General features: G+C 40.5%; 15 protein-coding genes and 3 pseudogenes. 5 read left to right on the forward strand and 13 right to left on the reverse strand.

The genetic code is table 11. From position 1 onward, the window contains the following. The first annotated feature begins 200 nt into the window (after positions 1 to 200). The gene (gene dinB / locus OC529_RS07265) at positions 201 to 1,262 is read left to right on the forward strand and encodes a DNA polymerase IV (RefSeq protein ID WP_262081840.1); all 1,062 of its coding nucleotides are present in this window, start codon (positions 201 to 203) and stop codon (positions 1,260 to 1,262) included. 32 nt (positions 1,263 to 1,294) lie between these two features. Here the strand turns inward: dinB and OC529_RS07270 are convergent, their stop codons facing one another. Further along, positions 1,295 to 2,140, reverse strand: coding sequence for an undecaprenyl-diphosphate phosphatase (locus tag OC529_RS07270; protein ID WP_262081841.1), 846 nt, complete (start codon positions 2,138 to 2,140; stop codon positions 1,295 to 1,297). A 60-nt stretch (positions 2,141 to 2,200) separates the two neighbouring features. Beyond that, positions 2,201 to 4,090 carry a DUF2207 family protein gene (locus tag OC529_RS07275; protein ID WP_262081842.1) on the reverse strand — a complete coding sequence of 630 codons (1,890 nt, stop codon included), beginning with the start codon at positions 4,088 to 4,090 and terminating at the stop codon, positions 2,201 to 2,203. A 138-nt stretch (positions 4,091 to 4,228) separates the two neighbouring features. Between OC529_RS07275 and OC529_RS07280 the strand changes: the two genes are divergently transcribed. Both OC529_RS07280 and OC529_RS07285 read left to right on the forward strand, forming a co-directional pair. Further along, a complete protein-coding gene (locus OC529_RS07280) occupies positions 4,229 to 5,794 on the forward strand; it encodes an ABC transporter substrate-binding protein/permease (protein WP_262081843.1) in 1,566 nt (521 codons plus the stop codon). Further along, positions 5,794 to 6,534 (forward strand): amino acid ABC transporter ATP-binding protein, encoded by a 741-nt coding sequence (locus tag OC529_RS07285; RefSeq protein ID WP_033680755.1) that lies wholly within the window; start codon positions 5,794 to 5,796, stop codon positions 6,532 to 6,534. Before OC529_RS07280 ends, OC529_RS07285 begins: the two co-directional genes overlap by 1 nt. Before the next feature lie 106 nt (positions 6,535 to 6,640). Here OC529_RS07285 and OC529_RS07290 read toward each other — a convergent pair whose 3' ends face one another. From OC529_RS07290 to rpmB, 9 genes and pseudogenes are all read right to left on the reverse strand, one after another. Then, positions 6,641 to 6,856 carry a hypothetical protein gene (locus OC529_RS07290; protein WP_001130036.1) on the reverse strand — a complete coding sequence of 72 codons (216 nt, stop codon included), beginning with the start codon at positions 6,854 to 6,856 and terminating at the stop codon, positions 6,641 to 6,643. A 105-nt stretch (positions 6,857 to 6,961) separates the two neighbouring features. Next, positions 6,962 to 7,075 (reverse strand): annotated as a pseudogene (locus OC529_RS07295) (SPFH domain-containing protein); the annotation flags it as partial. A gap of 537 nt (positions 7,076 to 7,612) precedes the next feature. Further along, complete coding sequence (gene ilvA, locus OC529_RS07300) at positions 7,613 to 8,863, reverse strand: threonine ammonia-lyase IlvA (RefSeq protein ID WP_050242204.1); 1,251 nt, start codon at positions 8,861 to 8,863, stop codon at positions 7,613 to 7,615. 113 nt (positions 8,864 to 8,976) lie between these two features. After that, positions 8,977 to 9,999, reverse strand: coding sequence for a ketol-acid reductoisomerase (gene ilvC, locus OC529_RS07305; RefSeq protein WP_000290683.1), 1,023 nt, complete (start codon positions 9,997 to 9,999; stop codon positions 8,977 to 8,979). Positions 10,000 to 10,064: 65 nt separating this feature from the next. Next, the gene (ilvN, locus tag OC529_RS07310; protein ID WP_001253803.1) at positions 10,065 to 10,541 is read right to left on the reverse strand and encodes an acetolactate synthase small subunit; all 477 of its coding nucleotides are present in this window, start codon (positions 10,539 to 10,541) and stop codon (positions 10,065 to 10,067) included. Further along, positions 10,534 to 12,234 (reverse strand): acetolactate synthase large subunit, encoded by a 1,701-nt coding sequence (locus tag OC529_RS07315; RefSeq protein ID WP_060805182.1) that lies wholly within the window; start codon positions 12,232 to 12,234, stop codon positions 10,534 to 10,536. The genes ilvN and OC529_RS07315 overlap by 8 nt, the downstream gene beginning before the upstream one ends. Before the next feature lie 200 nt (positions 12,235 to 12,434). Next, entirely contained in the window at positions 12,435 to 14,102 is a 1,668-nt protein-coding gene (locus OC529_RS07320) for a DAK2 domain-containing protein (RefSeq protein ID WP_000036655.1), read from the reverse strand. 2 nt (positions 14,103 to 14,104) lie between these two features. Further along, entirely contained in the window at positions 14,105 to 14,470 is a 366-nt protein-coding gene (locus OC529_RS07325; RefSeq protein WP_050089938.1) for an Asp23/Gls24 family envelope stress response protein, read from the reverse strand. A gap of 154 nt (positions 14,471 to 14,624) precedes the next feature. Then, complete coding sequence (gene rpmB, locus OC529_RS07330) at positions 14,625 to 14,813, reverse strand: 50S ribosomal protein L28 (protein ID WP_001140948.1); 189 nt, start codon at positions 14,811 to 14,813, stop codon at positions 14,625 to 14,627. A 226-nt stretch (positions 14,814 to 15,039) separates the two neighbouring features. Here rpmB and OC529_RS07335 point away from each other — a divergent pair, with 226 nt between their 5' ends. Continuing rightward, entirely contained in the window at positions 15,040 to 16,206 is a 1,167-nt protein-coding gene (locus tag OC529_RS07335; protein ID WP_262081844.1) for an IS30 family transposase, read from the forward strand. Positions 16,207 to 16,552: 346 nt separating this feature from the next. Further along, positions 16,553 to 16,714, forward strand: a pseudogene (locus tag OC529_RS07340) (helix-turn-helix domain-containing protein); the annotation flags it as partial. A 181-nt stretch (positions 16,715 to 16,895) separates the two neighbouring features. On the opposite strand, the pseudogene OC529_RS07345 reads toward OC529_RS07340, so the two are convergent. Then, positions 16,896 to 17,161: pseudogene (locus tag OC529_RS07345) on the reverse strand (glycosyltransferase family 8 protein); the annotation flags it as partial. A gap of 253 nt (positions 17,162 to 17,414) precedes the next feature. Then, complete coding sequence (locus OC529_RS07350) at positions 17,415 to 18,959, reverse strand: peptide chain release factor 3 (protein ID WP_001025438.1); 1,545 nt, start codon at positions 18,957 to 18,959, stop codon at positions 17,415 to 17,417. Positions 18,960 to 19,107 lie beyond the last annotated feature (148 nt).

Genomic DNA, 19,107 nt, shown 5'->3' on the forward strand with positions numbered 1-19,107 from the left:
TGTTACATTTATGAGACAAGTATACCACACAGTAACCGATTTCAACAAGTGAAAATTCCCTATTTTTACACTTTCTTTTCTAAAACAGTCTGTTTTTTATCCCAAACTGTATTATATTTTTGAAAAAATAAAGGCCTTTTTTCTTTTTTTCAGAAAAAAGGGTATAATAAAAGAAAATAAGCAGTAAAAAGGTGCTAAGCATGTTGATTTTCCCCTTATTAAATGATTTGTCAAGAAAAATCATCCATATTGACATGGATGCCTTTTTTGCTGCAGTGGAAATCAGGGATAATCCTAAACTCAGAGGAAAACCTGTCATTATAGGAAGCGACCCTCGGCAAACAGGTGGGCGAGGAGTCGTTTCGACCTGTAGCTATGAGGCAAGAGCTTTTGGTGTTCATTCTGCCATGAGTTCCAAGGAAGCCTATGAACGATGTCCCCAGGCCGTCTTTATCTCAGGAAATTATGAAAAATACAAGTCTGTGGGATTCCAGATTCGAGCTATTTTTAAGCGCTATACAGATTTGATTGAACCTATGAGTATTGACGAAGCCTATTTAGACGTGACAGAAAATAAACTCGGTATCAAGTCGGCCGTCAAAATCGCTCGCCTCATTCAAGAGGATATCTGGCAAGAACTTCATTTAACTGCTTCTGCCGGTGTTTCCTACAACAAATTCTTAGCTAAAATGGCTAGCGATTATCAAAAACCACATGGTTTGACAGTGATTCTACCTGACCAAGCTGAGGATTTTCTCAAACAAATGGATATTTCCAAGTTTCATGGAGTAGGAAAAAAGACGGTGGAACGACTTCATCACATGGGTGTTTTTACTGGCGCTGACCTACTTGAAGTTCCTGAAGTGACCCTAATAGACCGTTTTGGAAGACTGGGCTATGATCTTTATCGAAAGGCTCGTGGTATTCATAACTCCCCAGTCAAATCCAATCGCATCCGTAAATCAATCGGGAAGGAGAAAACCTATGGAAAGATCCTCCATGCCGAGGAAGACATTAAAAAAGAGCTGACTCTTCTATCAGAAAGAGTCGCTCTCAATCTACATCAACAAGAAAAAGCTGGAAAAATTGTCATTTTAAAGATCCGCTATGAGGACTTTTCAACTCTTACTAAACGAAAAAGTCTGGCTCAAAAAACACAGGATGCTAGTCAGATAAGCCAAATTGCCCTGCAACTCTATGAAGAGTTAAGCGAGAAAGAAAGAGGTGTCCGCCTGCTAGGAGTTACCGTGACTGGATTTTAAAACCTTGAAGAGTTGCCCCTTCAAGGTTTTTCTTATACAAATAAACGGACAAAGCTATACAGTAGCAAGACACTACCAAGCACGATGCGGTATTTACCAAAAAGGGTAAAGTCGTGTTTTTTCACATAGCTGGTCAAGAAACGAATAGCGACCATGCTGACTGCAAAGGCTACTCCCATCGCAACCAAGAGCAAGAACAACTGCCCAAAGCTCAAGAGCTGTCCTGCTTTCACAAATTTGAAAATCTTTAAGGCACTAGCTCCAAACATAACAGGAATTCCAAGATAGAAGGTAAATTCTGTCACAACAGAACGACTGGTTCCATTTAACAAACCACCGACGATTGTAGCTCCAGAACGGCTAGTTCCTGGTAAAAGGGCAAGAACTTGGAAGAGGCCGATATAGAAGGCTGTCGTATAAGGAAGCTTGTCCAACTCTGTTACACTTGGCTCTATAGCACGCGCTTTATTGCGCTTTTCCAAATAGATAAAGGCAACCCCATAGATAATCAACATGAGAGCAACTGAAACCATGTTATGGAAGTGGGTATCAAACCAATCATCAAACTTAAATACAGCAAGCAAAGGTAAAGTAGCTACAAGAACTTTAGACCACAATTGCCAAGTTCGACGAACTTCCTGCTTGTCTTTACTTGGTTTAAAAGGATTGAGCTTGTTAAAGTAAATGACCATAACCGCCAAAATCGCACCAAGCTGAATCACGACATTAAACATGGACATAAAAGATTCATTCTGATTTTGGTATTGGATAAACTCCTCTGCTAAAATCAAGTGACCTGTACTGGAAATCGGCAACCATTCCGTAATTCCTTCAACAATACCGAAGAAGATAGATTTTAAAATTTCAATAAGATACATAGATTACTCCTTTTTCTATCTTCCATTATAGCATATTTTTTCAGCCAGTGATAGCTCTCTTTAAAAGGCACCGATACTTCCACCACCTCCGCCTCCAGAGAAACCACCGCCAGAACTTCCACTTCCAGAAGATACGGAGTAGGTACTTGCTGTATTTGCGACACTAGCATAATGGCTCATTTGCGCGCTTGAATGATAAAACATACTATGCCAGCCATAAGCTACATAGAGATTGATATCTGGATTTTCCACTTGAATCTGATGAACCTTCATCAAATGACTAACCTTGTCCGCATAGCCAAATAAGGTCGCATAGACCAAGAGGCGATTCCAGACCACAATACTTTCCAATTCAGCCTGATCCAATCGTGCAATCTCACGCAACATATTTTCAAAACTGGTCCAGAGATAGTATACTTCTGCTCCTGCTTCATTTAGGACACCATCACGATTATCTAATCGAAGCTTCCAATAATAGAAAACAGCCAAAACCAAACCTAGAAAACCAAGTATTGGCAAGGGGATGTAAAGATAGCCATAAACATCCAAACTGTACAAGAACAAACCAAATCCGATAAATAGGGACAAGATAGTCAAGACACCCATACCTACTTGCAAGGCCTTTTCTCCACCAGTCAAGGGACGATAATAATCCGGAAGCCCCCAGAAGGTAACCCGATTTCTCACTCCTTCTTGCATCTGGTTCAATACTTCTTCAAAAGAAGATTTGAGTTGAAGCCCTCTTGCTTGAATCCGTTTTTCATCAGAGACTTTTGCTCTACGATAAAGACTATCAGATACCTTGTAATCCGCAAACAAATTGGAAAGAGTTTCTTCTTTTTTGCCTGAAAATGCCAGATCTAGGCAGTCTTTCTCAAAACTTGACAAACCATCTTCTTTTACTAGCCTCAAGCCAACAGCATCTCCTTCTGAAATGATAGAGACATTCCCACGGTCTATCACATCTAGCAAGGTAGCTTGAATAAGTTGGTCAAAGGTGAATTTACCAGCTCCTTTGGTTAAAGGACTCACTTCCTCCAAGGAGGTCGAGTAGACAGCCTCTGATAAAACCATAGGCTCTAATTCCATTGGTGGTTCATAGAGACGGTGATTTTTAGCATATTTGACTGAAGGAGTGATCTTTCTTCTATAGATAAAATAGAAGCAGACACTCAATAACAAGGAAATGGAAAGTAGCAAAGGAAATACCCAAGTAACGAGTTGTTTACTCTGATCTTTTTCTCTAACAATCGAGTCTTCTATCTTATTAAACTCTTCTAAACGATTCCCTTTCAAGCCCTGATCCATAGCGCTAGTAAAATCGGTCCGAGGCCAATAGGCATGCAACTCAACTCCACGCTTAGCTGGAAGATTGTCCAAACGAATAGTATAATCAAGGCTACTCTTTTCAATCGTTCCCTCTCTAAAAAGTTTGCCTGTATGGAAAAAGAGTTTTTCAGCCCCCTTCTCTCCCCTTACATGAAATTCAAACTTTCCAATAGCCCCTGAACTATCTGTCAGAGGTTGCCAATTTAATTCAGCAATATCATCATATAGAAAAAGCAAATTTTTTAAATTCCATGTGAGATCAACTTCAACTATGTCGCCCCCCTGACCTGAATTGTAGACTTTCACAGTATAACCATTTGCTTCTTCTGTCACTTCGCTAGTAACATCTGTCAGTTCAGCACCATTTTTCGCAGCCTGAACCTTTGGATGAGGATCAATGTCAAATCCACTAGGCATCTTGCCAGCACGTCCAAGTCCCACGATTTGGCCCTTAAAGTCTTCCTCAAACTGATAAACTATCTTCTGTCTAAATTCTGCTGTATTGTCTGCATGAATATACAAATCCCCTTGATAAGAGTTTATCTTGAAATCAATGGCAAAAACAGAGAATGGCAGAAGGCAAAACAAGCCTAAAACAAATAAGAAAAAAGTTTTTTTCATCAACTAAACCCCCTTTTTATCTTTGCTATCATTATATCATTTTTTCTCAAGTAAGGGCTTACCTATATTGAAAAATAGAGTTTTTTTCGATAAAATAGGAGACAGTTATTTTTTAATAGATTAGAAATAGGAGAAATCATGAGAAAAATATACTTATCTATTTTCACAAGTCTCTTGCTGATGCTGGGATTTGTTAATGTTGCCCAAGCCGATGAATATTTACGCATCGGGATGGAAGCGGCATATGCTCCCTTTAACTGGACTCAGGATGATGATAGCAATGGAGCTGTCAAAATCGATGGGACTAACCAGTATGCTAACGGATACGATGTTCAAATCGCCAAGAAAATCGCTAAGGACTTAGGTAAAGAACCTTTGGTTGTTAAAACCAAGTGGGAAGGTCTAGTCCCTGCCCTCACTTCTGGTAAGATTGATATGATTATCGCAGGTATGAGTCCAACTGCCGAGCGTAAACAAGAAATTGCCTTTTCAAGCAGTTACTACACTAGCGAACCCGTTCTACTAGTCAAAAAAGATTCTGCCTACGCAAGTGCTAAATCTTTGGATGACTTTAATGGTGCGAAAATCACTTCTCAACAAGGTGTCTATCTTTATGACTTGATTGCACAAATCCCAGGTGCTAAAAAAGAAACAGCCATGGGAGACTTCGCTCAAATGCGCCAAGCTCTTGAGGCTGGTGTCATCGATGCCTATGTTTCTGAACGCCCAGAAGCTCTGACTGCTGAAGCTGCTAACTCTAAGTTCAAGATGGTCCAAGTAGAACCAGGTTTCAAAACTGGGGAAGAAGATACAGCTATCGCCATTGGACTTCGTAAAGATGACAATCGTATTAGCCAAATCAATGCCAGCATCGAAACCATTTCAAAAGATGACCAAGTTGCCTTGATGGATCGTATGATCAAGGAGCAACCTGCCGAAGCTACAACAACTGAAGAGACTAGCAGTAGTTTCTTTAGCCAAGTCGCTAAAATTCTCTCTGAAAACTGGCAACAACTCTTGCGTGGTGCTGGTATCACTCTTTTAATCTCTATTGTCGGAACCATCACAGGTCTCATTATTGGACTTGCCATTGGTGTCTTCCGTACTGCTCCTCTATCTGAGAATAAAGCCATTTATGGCCTACAAAAACTAGTCGGCTGGATTCTCAATGTCTATATTGAAATCTTCCGTGGTACTCCAATGATCGTTCAATCAATGGTTATCTACTATGGAACTGCCCAAGCTTTCGGTATCAACCTTGACCGTACACTGGCCGCTATCTTCATCGTTTCGATTAACACTGGTGCCTACATGACTGAAATCGTCCGTGGTGGTATCCTAGCAGTTGACAAGGGACAATTTGAAGCCGCGACTGCTCTTGGTATGACTCATAACCAAACCATGCGTAAGATTGTCCTCCCTCAGGTAGTTCGTAACATCCTACCAGCAACTGGTAATGAATTTGTCATCAATATCAAAGATACATCTGTATTGAACGTTATCTCTGTTGTCGAACTTTATTTCTCAGGAAATACCGTGGCAACACAAACTTATCAATACTTCCAGACATTTACAATCATCGCCGTGATTTACTTTGTCCTCACCTTCACCGTAACACGTATCCTACGCTTCATCGAGCGCCGAATGGACATGGATACCTATACTACAGGTGCTAACCAAATGCAAACGGAGGATTTGAAATAATGACCCAAGCAATCCTTGAAATTAAACACCTCAAAAAATCCTATGGACAAAACGAAGTGCTAAAAGACATTTCTCTGACTGTCCACAAGGGAGAAGTTATCTCTATCATCGGAAGCTCTGGAAGCGGGAAATCGACCTTCCTACGCTCCATTAACCTACTTGAAACACCAACTGATGGACAAATTCTTTATCATGGACAAAACGTCCTCGAAAAAGGCTATGACCTCACGCAATACCGTGAAAAGTTGGGAATGGTTTTCCAATCCTTTAACCTCTTTGAAAATCTCAACGTTCTTGAAAACACAATAGTCGCTCAGACAACAGTCCTTAAACGTGAACGCACAGAAGCTGAAAAGATTGCCAAAGAAAACCTTGAAAAAGTCGGCATGGGGGAACGCTACTGGCAAGCCAAGCCAAAACAGCTCTCAGGTGGTCAAAAACAACGTGTGGCTATCGCTCGTGCCCTCTCCATGAATCCAGACGCTATTCTCTTTGATGAACCAACATCCGCTCTCGATCCAGAAATGGTTGGAGAAGTCCTTAAAATCATGCAGGAACTGGCCCAAGAAGGCTTGACTATGATTGTCGTGACTCACGAGATGGAATTCGCTCGTGATGTCTCTCACCGTGTTATCTTTATGGATAAGGGTGTTATTGCTGAAGAAGGTAAGCCAGAAGACCTCTTCACCAATCCTAAAGAAGATCGAACAAAAGAGTTCCTTCAACGCTATCTCAAATAAAAAGAAAAGGCTGCATCAATCGTGCAGTCTTTTTGCTGTCCAAAATGAAAAGGCAGATTCTCTATCTCTACTACTTGAGGGTCAAGAATCCGCCGTTATCCAAAGATTAATCTTCAAATTTTTCATGATTTTTTTCATAGAAATCAATTAGGCCTAGGGCTGTTTCAAATGAAATATTTTTTACTTTTGCACGACCCTGCGCCAGAGCAATGATAGACATTTCACGCGCATTCGTTTCTTTAGAGATACGGTAGCCTGTGATTTTCTTATCACGAACCCAGCCAACAACTGATTCTACTTTTTCAAAGTTTGACTTAGCCATGTTTTTCTCCTATTTTCTTCTTTACAATATTTAATTGTATACGTTTTTACTACTTTTGTCAATAAAAAAACATATATTCAATAAAATAAATGATCTAGAATATTCTTACTTCCTTTTTAAAGCCGATAATATATAGGTTTTACTAGCCTCTACACCATAAATATTTGCTAATAAAAATATTGTATTATTACCCTCTTGAGGTGCAAAATTATTCAAGCTCTTAAAAAAATGCTTCTCTATTCCCGTAAGATAGCTTATTTCTTCAATTTAAGAACTGAAGATGACAGTCCTAACCTTTAGAAATCCAAGCATTCACTAGCTCAAAACTCCTATCTTTCTTCCTCAAGAAATCATCTGAGAGATAGTTATTCCTTATATTCTTCAAATTCATCACTCATTTGGATATTGAAGTGCTAACCTAAAACCAAACACCCGATTCTCTAAACCATCCTTAATAAAGATGACAAGATGGATAAGCTCAGTCAATTACTTATATATCCTTTTAATATGGTATGTTTGTCAATAAAAAGAAATCAAATCACATCTTAAAGACCGTGTGAGTTTACTTTTCAAAATAGATGGGAAATCAAAATGAAGGATGGAAATCTGAGCCAAACATCATAAGTGCTATAATGAACAGAAGTAAGAATTGCACGATAAGCTTCCTAAAACCATAGGAATCGCCCCCTTTCTTCATCTTCATTATAGCACCTATACATCAGTTGTGCAAATAATATGATATTTTTTTATTAGTCCTCAGACAAGCATATTATAAAGCGTTTCATTCCCATTTAAGTTAATATAAGCCGGATCAAAACCTTCCATTCTACGGATCAAACCTGCATAATCATGCTTATCTGCTAAAGCGATCCCAATTAAGACTGGCCCTGTCCCCTTACTAGCTCGTTTGATATACTCAAAACGTGTGATATCATCATTTGGCCCCAGGATATCATTTACAAACTCACGTAAAGCCCCTGGACGCTGTGGAAAATTGACCACAAAGTAATGCTTGATCCCATCATAAATCAAGGCACGTTCTTCCATTTCTGGCATACGGTTGATATCATTATTTCCTCCAGAAATGATACAACAAATGGTTTTCCCCTTGATATATTCAGCTAAAACTTCTAAAGAAGCAATACTAGCCGCTCCAGCAGGTTCTGCAACAATCCCTTGCTTAGAGTAGAGGTCAATCAAGGTTTCAGAAATCAATCCTTCATCGACACCTACCAAAGTTTGAACATGTTGACGAGTTGCCTCATAGGTCAACTGTCCTACCTTTTGCACAGCAATCCCATCCGCAAATTTGTCAATTTCCTTGAGTTTAACAGGCCCACCAGCTTCAAAGGCAGCCTTCATGGAACGTGCTCCATTCGCCTCTACTCCGATTACTTCAATCTCTGGATTTGTTTCCTTGATATAAGTAGAAACCCCAGCAATGAGACCACCACCTCCAACAGGAACTAAGACAGCATCAAAATCAATCGATTCTTTTCGAGCTTCTTCTAAAATCTCATAAGCAACGGTTCCTTGACCTGCCTGAACATGGGCATCATCAAAGGGATCAATAAAGGTACGATTTTCAGAGACCGTAAATTCTTGAGCTGCTTTGGCCGAGGCATCAAAGGTATCTCCAACTAATTTAATGGTTACAAAATCCCCACCAAAAAAGCGAACCTGACCAATCTTTTGTTGTGGCGTAGTAATGGGCATAAAGATAGTAGCAGGAATTTTCATCTCATTACAAGTATAGGCAACTCCCTGCGCATGATTTCCCGCAGAGGCACAGACTACCCCACGCTCACGCTCTTCCTTGCTGAGCTGAGAAATAGCATAATAGGCACCACGAATTTTAAAAGAACGAACACGTTGGGCATTTTCCTTTTTCAAATAAATCTTAGCACCATACTTCTCCGATAAATAATGGTCATAATCAAGCGGTGTATTCACAACCACACCGTTCAAGACCTTGTGAGCCTTGATAATATCTTTTGAACTTAACATCTTTTTCTCCTAGACTATTTCATACTTATCTCAATCCATCCTCTTAAAAAGAGAGGAATTGATTATAAAAGCGAGTCAGTCCCCCAACTCGCCTTCACCTTAATTTCTATCAATTAGTTATAAATTTTGAATGCATCATCGTCGTTTTTACCAACGAAAGGCATTGCTTTACGCAATTCTGCACCAACTTTTTCAATTTCAAGGTTAGCTGCTTGTTCACGGTAAGCAGTCAATTTTGGACGTCCAGCTTTATAGTCATTGACAAAGTCATTTGCAAATTTACCATTTTGGATGTCTGCCAAGACAGCTTTCATGTTTTCTTTAACTTGTTCAGTGATTACACGTGGACCTGATACATAGTCACCGTACTCAGCAGTGTTTGAAATTGATTGACGCATTTTCTTGAATCCACCTTCATAGATCAAATCAACGATCAATTTCATTTCGTGAAGAACTTCAAAGTAAGCCAATTCTGGAGCGTAACCTGCTTCTGTCAAGACTTCGAAACCTGCTTCGATAAGGGCAGTCAAACCACCACAAAGTACAGCTTGTTCACCAAACAAATCTTCTTCAGTTTCTTCTTTGTATGTTGTTTCAAGAAGACCTACACGAGCTGCTCCAACACCTTTACACCAGTCCATAGCAATGTTTTTCGCATTTCCTGTTGCATCTTGGTATACGGCGTAAAGAGCTGGAACACCAAATCCTTCTTCATAAGTACGGCGTACCAAGTGTCCTGGTCCTTTAGGAGCACACATGAAGACATCTACATCTGCAGGAACTTTGATAAACTCAAAGTGAATGTTGAAACCATGGGCAAATCCAACTGCATTTCCAGCTTCCAAGTTTGGAGCGATTTCTGCTTCGTACAATTCTTGTTGGATTTCGTCTGGTGCCAAAATCATGATAACATCAGCCAATTTAGTTGCTTCTGCTACTGTATAAGTGTCAAATCCGTCTTCTTTTGCTTTGTCAAAAGATTTACCTGGACGTACACCGATGATGACATCGCGACCTGAATCACGCAAATTTTGCGCATGCGCATGTCCTTGTGAACCATAACCGATAACGGCAATTTTTTTACCGTCAAGTGCTGCTACTTTAACATCTTTTTCGTATTCCATTTGAACTGCCATAGTTTTTCTCTCTTTTCTATTATTTATTGCCTTTTAGGCTGGTTTAACAAATTTAAGTTGGATTTTTAATCACGGGTAAATCCTGTTGCACCCGTACGAGCGATATTGCGAATACCGTATGGTCGAATGACTCGCAATAGAGCTTCACTCTTTTCGGCATTTCCTGTCATTTGAATGGTAATCGAGCTTGGCGCTACGTCTACCACTGTTGCACGGAAAGGTTGAATAATCGCTAGAATCTCAGCTCGCTTCTCAGCTGGCGCTGACATCTTAACCAAAATCACCTCGCGTTCCAAGTGTGGTTTATCCGTAATATCTCGAATGCGAATCACATCAATCTGACGATTGAGCTGCTTGATGATTTGCTCCACTTCATCATGTGAAGCTACATCAATAATAATGGTGATACGCGATACATTCGGATCTTCTGTTGCTCCAACAGAGATGCTTTCGATATTAACCTGACGGCGAGACAGGACACCGGTAAAGCGATTGAGGACTCCCGAACGATTTTGTAGTTTTGCTGTTAACATTCTACGCATGGAACTTCACCCCCAACATCTCATGATTGCTCTTACCAGCTGGCACCATTGGTAACACCTGCTCCTTACGAGAAATATCTACCTCGATTAGCATAGGAACATCCTCAGTGATGACTTCAAGGTCTTGAGCCAAGGTCTCAGGATTGTCAAATTTATAGTTTTTAATACCGTAAGCTTGTGCCATCAATTGGAAATCAGGAAGGGTATCAAAGACTGACTCAGATGTTCTACCTTCATAGAAGGATTCCTGCCACTGACGAACCATTCCAAGTGAGTGGTTGTTCAGCATAACCACCTTGATTGGCACCTTGTAAATGTTCAAAATCGCCAATTCCTGATTAGTCATTTGGAAACCGCCATCCCCAACAAACAAGACTACTTCCTTATCTGGGTTAGCAATTTTAGCCCCGATTGCTGCTGGAATTCCAAATCCCATGGTTCCTAAACCACCTGAAGTCACTAACTGACGTTCATTTTGGTAGGGATAATACTGGGCTGTCCACATTTGGTGTTGACCTACGTCTGTGACCACAATGGCATCTCCGTTAGTTAATTCACCAATTCGTTCAATAACAGCTTGCGGTTGAACTACACGCTCTTTCTTATCATAAGAACGAACGCGGTTCTTGTCTTTGGTAACTTTTTCAATCCATTTCTCAGTATTGTTATGAACTGTTGGTTCTGCTAGCAACATTTGCAAGGCTTTCTTAGCATCTCCAACTACAGGAATATCTGCACTGATAATCTTACCAATCTCAGCTGGGTCAATATCAATGTGAGCAACCTTAGCATTCTTAGCAAAAGTCTTTGGATTCCCCGTCAAACGGTCATCGAAACGGCAACCAATACTAATCATAAAGTCCGCTTCCGTCATGGCAATATTAGCTGCGAATGACCCGTGCATGCCTCCCATTCCAAGGAAGAGTGGATGACTCGTTGCAATCGTTCCTTGTCCCAAAAGACTGGTTACCACCGGAATTTGATAGCGTTCTGCAAATTCATTTAATTCTGCAGCAGCTTCAGCATAACTAATTCCACCACCAGCTAGCAAGACTGGCTTTTTAGCCTTGGATAATTGCTTCAAGATTTTCTTGATTTGCATATCATTTGGCTCAAGAGTCGGCTGATAGCTTGGTAGGTTCACTTCTGATGAATAGATGAAGTCTGTTTCTAAAGCAGATACGTCTTTAGGTAGGTCAATTACAACTGGCCCTGGACGGCCTGTAGTTGCGATATGGACAGCTTCCGTAATGATACGAGGAATATCAGCTGTCTCACGAACTTGGTAATTGTACTTAGTGATTGGCATGGTAATTCCCACGATGTCTGCCTCCTGAAAGGCATCCTTCCCAATCCCTGCTCGCGCCACCTGACCTGTAAAGACCAAAAGGGGAACACTATCGCTCATGGCATCCGCAATCCCTGTAATGGCATTTGTTGCTCCCGGTCCGCTAGTAACGACGGCAACACCCAACTTTCCAGTTGATTTAGCATAACCTTCAGCTTCATGCAGACAGCCTTGCTCATGGCGTCCTAGAATGTGGCGAATGCCTTTAAAATTATATATCGCATCATAAAAAGGCAAGACTGCACCACCAGGATAGCCAAAGATGGTATCAATTCCTAAATCACGAAGTGTTTCCAAAACTAGGTCAGACCCCGTCTTAGGAGATTCTAAACTGATTTTCTCCATTGTTCCCCTTTCTTTCCTCTTAAAAATAACTTGTTACTATCATACCACTTTTTCAAAATTTTTCAAGACAAAAGAAGAAATTTTCTGAATTTTCTATTTTAACGTTTATTTATGAATGTTATTTTGGTTTTTATTTAAAAGATACCGATTTCATTATTTAAAAAGAAAAAAAGAACTGATTTCTCAGTCCTTCATTAATCTTATTCTACACTAAATAGGTATGGGTAAACAGGTTGTTGACCTTGGTGAATCTCGACTTCAACGTCTTCGAATTCTTCTGCGATTTCTTGAGCAATTTCATTGGCAAGTTCTTCGCTTCCGTCTTCACCGACATAGAAGGTTACGATTTCACTATCTTCATCCAACATATGTTTCAAAGTTTCTGTCAAGGTTTGGTGCATGTCAGGGTTTGACACGAGAATTTTCCCATCCACCATACCTAGATTATCATTTTCATGGATTTCTAAGCCATCAATGGTTGTATCACGCACAGCTGTTGTGACGCTTCCGCTAACGACATCGCTAAGAGCAGCTGTCATACGCTCTTGGTTTTCTTCGATGGACTTACTTGGATCAAAGGCAAGAAGACTTGTCAAACCTTGTGGCAAAGTACGAGCTTCCACCACTACTGCTGGTTGCTCCAAAACTTCTGCTGCAGATTGAGCTGCCATGAAGATATTCTTGTTATTTGGCAGGAAGATGATGTTACGGGCATTGACCTGCTCAACAGCCTTGATAAAGTCTTCTGTTGAAGGGTTCATGGTTTGGCCGCCTTCGATAACATAATCCACACCTTGAGAACGGAAGATATCTGCTAGACCTTTACCAGCCACTACAGCAATCAAAGCATACTCTTTTTCTTCAGCAGGCTTGCTAACTTGAGCAGCTTCTTTCTCAACCTGTGCTTCGTGTTGGTTACGCATATTGTCAACTTTTACCTTGACCAAGCTACCATATTTGAGACCTTCTTGCATAACAAGTCCTGGATCTTCTGTATGGACATGGACTTTGACAATTTCATCATCGTTAACAACGAGGAGAGAATCTCCAAGTTCATTCAAGTAGTTACGAAATTCGTCGTAGTCAAAATCTTTGGCATAGGTTGGGCCTTGCTTAAGAGCTACCATGATTTCAGTACAGTAACCAAAGGTGATGTCCTCAGTCGCTACATGACCAGCCACAGACTTATGATGCTCTGCATTGATCATCTCACTCATGTTGGCAGGAGTCGCTACAAAGTCCTCAGATGCAATATATTCGCCAGTAAGGGCTGAAAGGAAACCTTCATAGATGAAGACCAGTCCTTGACCACCTGAATCCACAACGCCAACTTCTTTCAATACTGGAAGCATGTCTGGCGTTTTAGCTAGAGCTGTTTTAGCACCTTCCAAGGCTGCGCGCATGACTTCAACAGCGTCATCTGTTTGCTCAGCTTTTTTCTTAGCACCGATAGCAGCCCCACGAGAAACTGTCAAAATCGTTCCTTCAACTGGTTTCATAACTGCCTTGTAGGCAACTTCCACACCTGATTGGAAAGCAAGGGCCAAGTCTTGACCTGTTAACTCGTCTTTATCCTTGATAGCTTGTGAAAATCCACGGAAAAGCTGAGACGTAATAACTCCTGAGTTCCCTCGCGCACCCATCAAAAGCCCTTTAGCAAGAATGCTCGCTACCTCGCCAACTGTAGAAGCTGGCTTGTCTGCAACTTCTTTAGCACCATTTTCAATGGTCATTCCCATGTTTGTTCCAGTATCTCCATCTGGAACAGGGAAGACGTTTAATGAATTGACATATTCAGCTTGCTTATTCAAGCGAGTTGATGCAGCCTGCACCATTTCTTGAAATAAGCTAGTAGTAATTTTTGACACGGTTATTCTCCTACAACTTTGATATTTTGAATGTAGACATTTACAGTCTGAGCAGTAATTCCAAGCTGGTTTTCCAAGCTAAAGGCAACACGCTCTTGAATGTTTTTTGACACTTCACTAATCTTTGTTCCGTAGCTCAACACGGTATACACATCAACTGCAATGCTGCCATCTTCGGCTGCCTTTACGACGACACCTTTGGAATAATTTTCCTTACCTAGGAGGGCTTGGAAATTATCTTTGAGGGCATTTTTACTAGCCATACCGACCACACCAAAAATCTCAGTTGTTGCACCGCCTACGACAGTTGCAATCACTTCATCTGTTAGTTCGATTTGACCATCTTTTGTATTAATTTTTACAGTCATCCTTTTTACCTCAACTAGTTGATACTCTATTTTATCATATTTCAGCCCAAGTGTAAAAGCAGAATACTGTATCAGCGGATATTTACTCTGCTTTTAAAATGATTTTTTCGCTATGACAAAAGAAAAAGACCCTGAGGTCTCCTTGCTTTTATTATTAAACGCGTTCAACTTTACCTGATTTCAAAGCACGAGCTGAAGCCCAAACTTTTTTAGGTTTACCATCGATAAGAACAGTAACTTTTTGAAGGTTTGGTTTTACGGCACGTTTTGTTTGGTTCATCGCGTGTGAACGGTTGTTTCCTGATACAGTCTTACGACCTGTAAAGTAACATACTTTAGCCATTTGTGTTTTCCTCCTATTAGATCTAATATAGCGGATGTGCTAGCACCACATACCGTACTATGTTATCACACTTTCTTCATTTTTGCAAGGGAATTAGAAGATTTTTTTATTTATTGTAACTTCTCAAAGTAACTTCCACTTGCCTGACCAAAGTGGAAATTAGTCTAAAACGGATTTTTATGGTGGAATTAAGTGTGAGACGCTTGAGTTAGAAACGAGGTCTACTATGACAAAACATAAACACCTTACCCTTTCAGACCGTAATGACATCCAATTAGGCTTAGAGCGCGGTGAAACCTTCAAAGCGATCGGGCAACTTATTCTAAAAGACCCGACTACTGTTTCTAAAGAAGTCAAACGAAACAGACAAGTCCGAGAGTCTACTTGTGATAACCTCCCTTGCCCTCTGCTCGACAAAGCTCCCTTTGTCTGTAACGGATGCCTTAAAAGAAGACAGAATTGTGGCTATAAGAAGATTTTCTACCTCGCTAAACAAGCTCAAAAACAATACGAACAAACTCTTGTAGAAGCTCGTGAAGGAACTCCCCTCAATTCTAAGACCTTCTGGGACATGGACAAAGTCATTTCTGATGGTGTTAAAAAGGGACAACACATCTATCATATCCTCAAAACTCACAATCTTGATGTCAGCTCCTCAACTGTCTATCGACACATCCGAAAAGGTTACCTGTCTATCGCTCCTATTGACCTAACCAGAGCCGTTAAATTTAAAGAACGAAGAAAAAGTAAGCTACCTCCCATCCCTAAAGAAGCTAAAAAAGGCCGTTCCTATGAGGATTTCCTAAATTATTTAACCCTTAATCAACTAGACTCTTGGCTAGAAATGGATACCGTTATGGGCAGAATGGGAGGTAAAGTCCTACTCACCTTCAATCTATCTTTCTGTAACTGTATCTTCGCTAGACTGCTGGATAATAAAACTGCCCTTGAGGTTACCAAACACCTCTATGACATCAAGAACACTCTTCACCAAGCTGACAAAGATTTCTTCCAACTCTTCCCTGTCATTCTTACCGATAATGGTGGAGAGTTTGCAAGGGTTGATGACATCGAAATGGATGTGCGAGGAGAGAGTAAACTCTTCTTTTGTGACCCTAATCGCTCTGACCAGAAAGGGAGAATCGAGAAAAATCACACCTTGATTCGCGACATCCTAACAAAGGGAATTTCCTTTGACAACTTAACTCAAGAGGACATCAATCTCGTCTGCTCTCATGTCAACAGCGTCAAACGTGCTGCTTTGAATGGAAAGTCAGCTTATGAACTCTTTGCCTTTACTTATGGAGAAGAAATTCCTAAGCTTCTCGGCATTTCTAAAATACCTGCAGAAGACGTCTGTCAGTCGTCTACATTACTCCAACATAAGTTCTAAAAACTAATCTTCAACCCCATTCAAACGTCTCACACTAACTTCCACCATAGCGGAATTTAATCTGAAACGCTTTCAGATAAGAGGATTTTGTGCGCTCTTTTTTTCGATTCATTTTGGCTACAAAAACAATAAAATCAAGCATGTTTAAAACCAGTGGAACTTACCCTGACACGGATTTCCACTGGTTTTTACGATTTTTATCAGACTAACTTCCACTTGGATTAGCAGTGGAACTTAGTTTGGGAATTTACCTATTTGTGATTAGAATGTGATAATGTCTTTAGTAAATCGAACGTGAAAATGTCCCATTTGGTAGAATAGTCATATGAAAAAGATCCAACTGAATATGAATGAAACGAAAAAATATCTTGTGATAAAAGCTATAGCCCAAGGAAAGAAAACAAAGAAACGAGCCTGTGTCGAACTCAATCTTTCTGAAAGACAAATCAATCGTCTGCTACTAGCCTATCAACAGAAAGGAAAAGAAGTCTTCAGACACGGAAACAGAGAATTGGAAGATTTTTTATTTGTGTCTAAAATCAGATCTTACGTGACATTTTCTGCTCTTCACATGTCATTGTTAATTAACAAAAAACCAGCATTGAAAATAGGTGTATAAAAATCATCTCTAACTACTACTCAGGAGACGGCTGTTAAGTATAAGTACCACAGCTCATCTATCAGTTTTCTAACTATAATATCCAAGTCTAAATACAGTACACGAACCTCACTTACATACTTTGGAATAAAATACCTAAAGAAGGTAGCGTAAGAAAGTCCCTCAAAGGGCAAACGATAATCTTTCAGAATACTACTGTCAATCGGAAGATCATCATTAAAAATATAAAACTTCCGATTATCATAATGAACACACAGGGATTTTATTGTTGTTTCAACTTTATTCATACTGAGCATTACCTGCACCTAAGACAATCGATTTTTTCTCTTCTTTCACTCTTTATCCCATTTCTTTTTTTCCCATCATATGTTTCTACGTAAGCATTATTTTCTCCCATTCGTTCGTAAAACCATACCGGTGGAGATTTTAGTTGAAGTCCCATTACGGTTTACGATTTTCACATTACGACACTGAGTTTTACAAATCGATTCCATTTGTAAAACTCAGTTAGTGAGGCAGTTAGCTAGTTCGCCAAATAGCGACTAGCGTCCAACAATTTGGAACTTTAGTTCCAATTGTTGGTACTGAGTCACATTTTTTCTTCCAACTCTACATCTGGATACTTGTCCGCAAACCAACGGAGGGCAAAGTCATTTTCAAAGAGGAAGACTGGTTGGTCAAAACGGTCTTTGGCCAAGATATTGCGACTTGACGACATCCGTTCATCCAAGTCCTCAGGCTTGATCCAACGAACGGTCTTTTTACCCATTGGGCTCATAACCACTTCCGCATTGTACTCGCCTTCCATACGGTGCTTAAAGACTTCAAACTGGAGTTGACCAACAGCACCCAGCATATACTCACCTGTTTGGTAATTTTTATAAAGCTGAACGGCTCCTTCTTGCACTAGTTGCTCAATCCCCTTGTGGAAGGATTTTTGCTTCATGACATTCTTAGCAGAAACTTTCATAAAAATTTCAGGAGTAAAGGTTGGCAATGGTTCAAATTCAAACTTGTTTTTTCCAACCGTCAAGGTATCCCCAACCTGATAAGTACCGGTATCGTAAACCCCGATAATATCACCTGCCACAGCATTAGTCACATTCTCACGACTTTCAGCCATAAACTGAGTGACATTCGAAAGTTTAGCCCCCTTACCAGTACGAGGCAGGTTGACACTCATACCACGCTCAAATTCACCTGATACGATACGCACAAAGGCAATACGGTCACGGTGACGAGGATCCATATTAGCTTGGATTTTAAAGACAAATCCTGAGAAATCCTTGTCATAAGGATCCACAATTTCGCCATCTGTTTTCTTGTGTCCATGGGGTTCTGGAGCAAACTTAAGGAAGGTTTCAAGGAAGGTCTGCACACCAAAGTTTGTCAAAGCCGAACCGAAGAAGACAGGCGTCAATTCTCCAGCCAGAATAGCTTCCTCCGAAAACTCATTTCCAGCTTCATTTAAAAGTTCAATATCATCCTTGACTTGCTCGTAGAAAGGATTGCTGCCAAAAAGCTTGTCCCCATCTTCTAGACTAGCGAAACGCTCATCCCCTTTATAGAGCTCCAAGCGTTGGTTATAGAGGTCATAGAGCCCTTCAAAGGCTTTCCCCATCCCGATTGGCCAGTTCATCGGGTAACTCGCAATACCCAAGACTTCTTCCAATTCTTGCAAGAGGTCTAGTGGCTCACGACCGTCACGGTCTAGCTTGTTCATAAAGGTAAAGACTGGAATACCACGGTGCTTGACAACCTCAAACAATTTCTTGGTTTGAGCCTCGATACCCTTGGCAGAGTCCACCACCATGACCGCAGCATCCACCGCCATCAAGGTACGATAAGTATCTTCTGAAAAGTCCTCATGCCCTGGCGTGTCGAGGATATTCACGCGCTTGCCATCGTAGTCAAATTGCATCACAGATGAAGTCACCGAAATCCCGCGTTGCTTCTCGATATCCATCCAGTCAGACTTGGCAAAAGTCCCTGTTTTCTTCCCTTTTACCGTACCAGCCTCACGAATCTCGCCCCCAAAGTAGAGCAATTGCTCAGTAATAGTAGTTTTCCCCGCGTCAGGGTGAGAGATAATGGCAAAAGTACGACGTTTCTTAATTTCTTCTTGAATATTCATAAGTTCTCTTTCTTTGATTCTCTATTTTTCTTGTTTCGATAGCTAAGAATGATTTTTACATTGGATTTTACCATTCCTTTCAACACTCCATTATATCGGATTTTAGCATTTTTTTCAATTTCTATTTCTTTTCACTTATCCCTCCCTT

The organism is Streptococcus sp. Marseille-Q5855, assembly GCF_946901985.1.
Taxonomy (GTDB): Bacteria; Bacillota; Bacilli; order Lactobacillales; family Streptococcaceae; genus Streptococcus.

Coding starts and splice junctions, on each gene's coding strand:
- ilvN (WP_001253803.1), bottom strand. CDS start 10,541: ATGCGTAGAATGTTAACAGCAAAACTACAAAATCGTTCGGGAGTCCTC.
- OC529_RS07270 (WP_262081841.1), bottom strand. CDS start 2,140: ATGTATCTTATTGAAATTTTAAAATCTATCTTCTTCGGTATTGTTGAA.
- OC529_RS07285 (WP_033680755.1), top strand. CDS start 5,794: ATGACCCAAGCAATCCTTGAAATTAAACACCTCAAAAAATCCTATGGA.
- ilvA (WP_050242204.1), bottom strand. CDS start 8,863: ATGTTAAGTTCAAAAGATATTATCAAGGCTCACAAGGTCTTGAACGGT.
- ilvC (WP_000290683.1), bottom strand. CDS start 9,999: ATGGCAGTTCAAATGGAATACGAAAAAGATGTTAAAGTAGCAGCACTT.
- OC529_RS07335 (WP_262081844.1), top strand. CDS start 15,040: ATGACAAAACATAAACACCTTACCCTTTCAGACCGTAATGACATCCAA.
- OC529_RS07275 (WP_262081842.1), bottom strand. CDS start 4,090: ATGAAAAAAACTTTTTTCTTATTTGTTTTAGGCTTGTTTTGCCTTCTG.
- rpmB (WP_001140948.1), bottom strand. CDS start 14,813: ATGGCTAAAGTATGTTACTTTACAGGTCGTAAGACTGTATCAGGAAAC.
- dinB (WP_262081840.1), top strand. CDS start 201: ATGTTGATTTTCCCCTTATTAAATGATTTGTCAAGAAAAATCATCCAT.
- OC529_RS07325 (WP_050089938.1), bottom strand. CDS start 14,470: ATGACTGTAAAAATTAATACAAAAGATGGTCAAATCGAACTAACAGAT.
- OC529_RS07315 (WP_060805182.1), bottom strand. CDS start 12,234: ATGGAGAAAATCAGTTTAGAATCTCCTAAGACGGGGTCTGACCTAGTT.
- OC529_RS07290 (WP_001130036.1), bottom strand. CDS start 6,856: ATGGCTAAGTCAAACTTTGAAAAAGTAGAATCAGTTGTTGGCTGGGTT.
- OC529_RS07350 (WP_001025438.1), bottom strand. CDS start 18,959: ATGAATATTCAAGAAGAAATTAAGAAACGTCGTACTTTTGCCATTATC.
- OC529_RS07280 (WP_262081843.1), top strand. CDS start 4,229: ATGAGAAAAATATACTTATCTATTTTCACAAGTCTCTTGCTGATGCTG.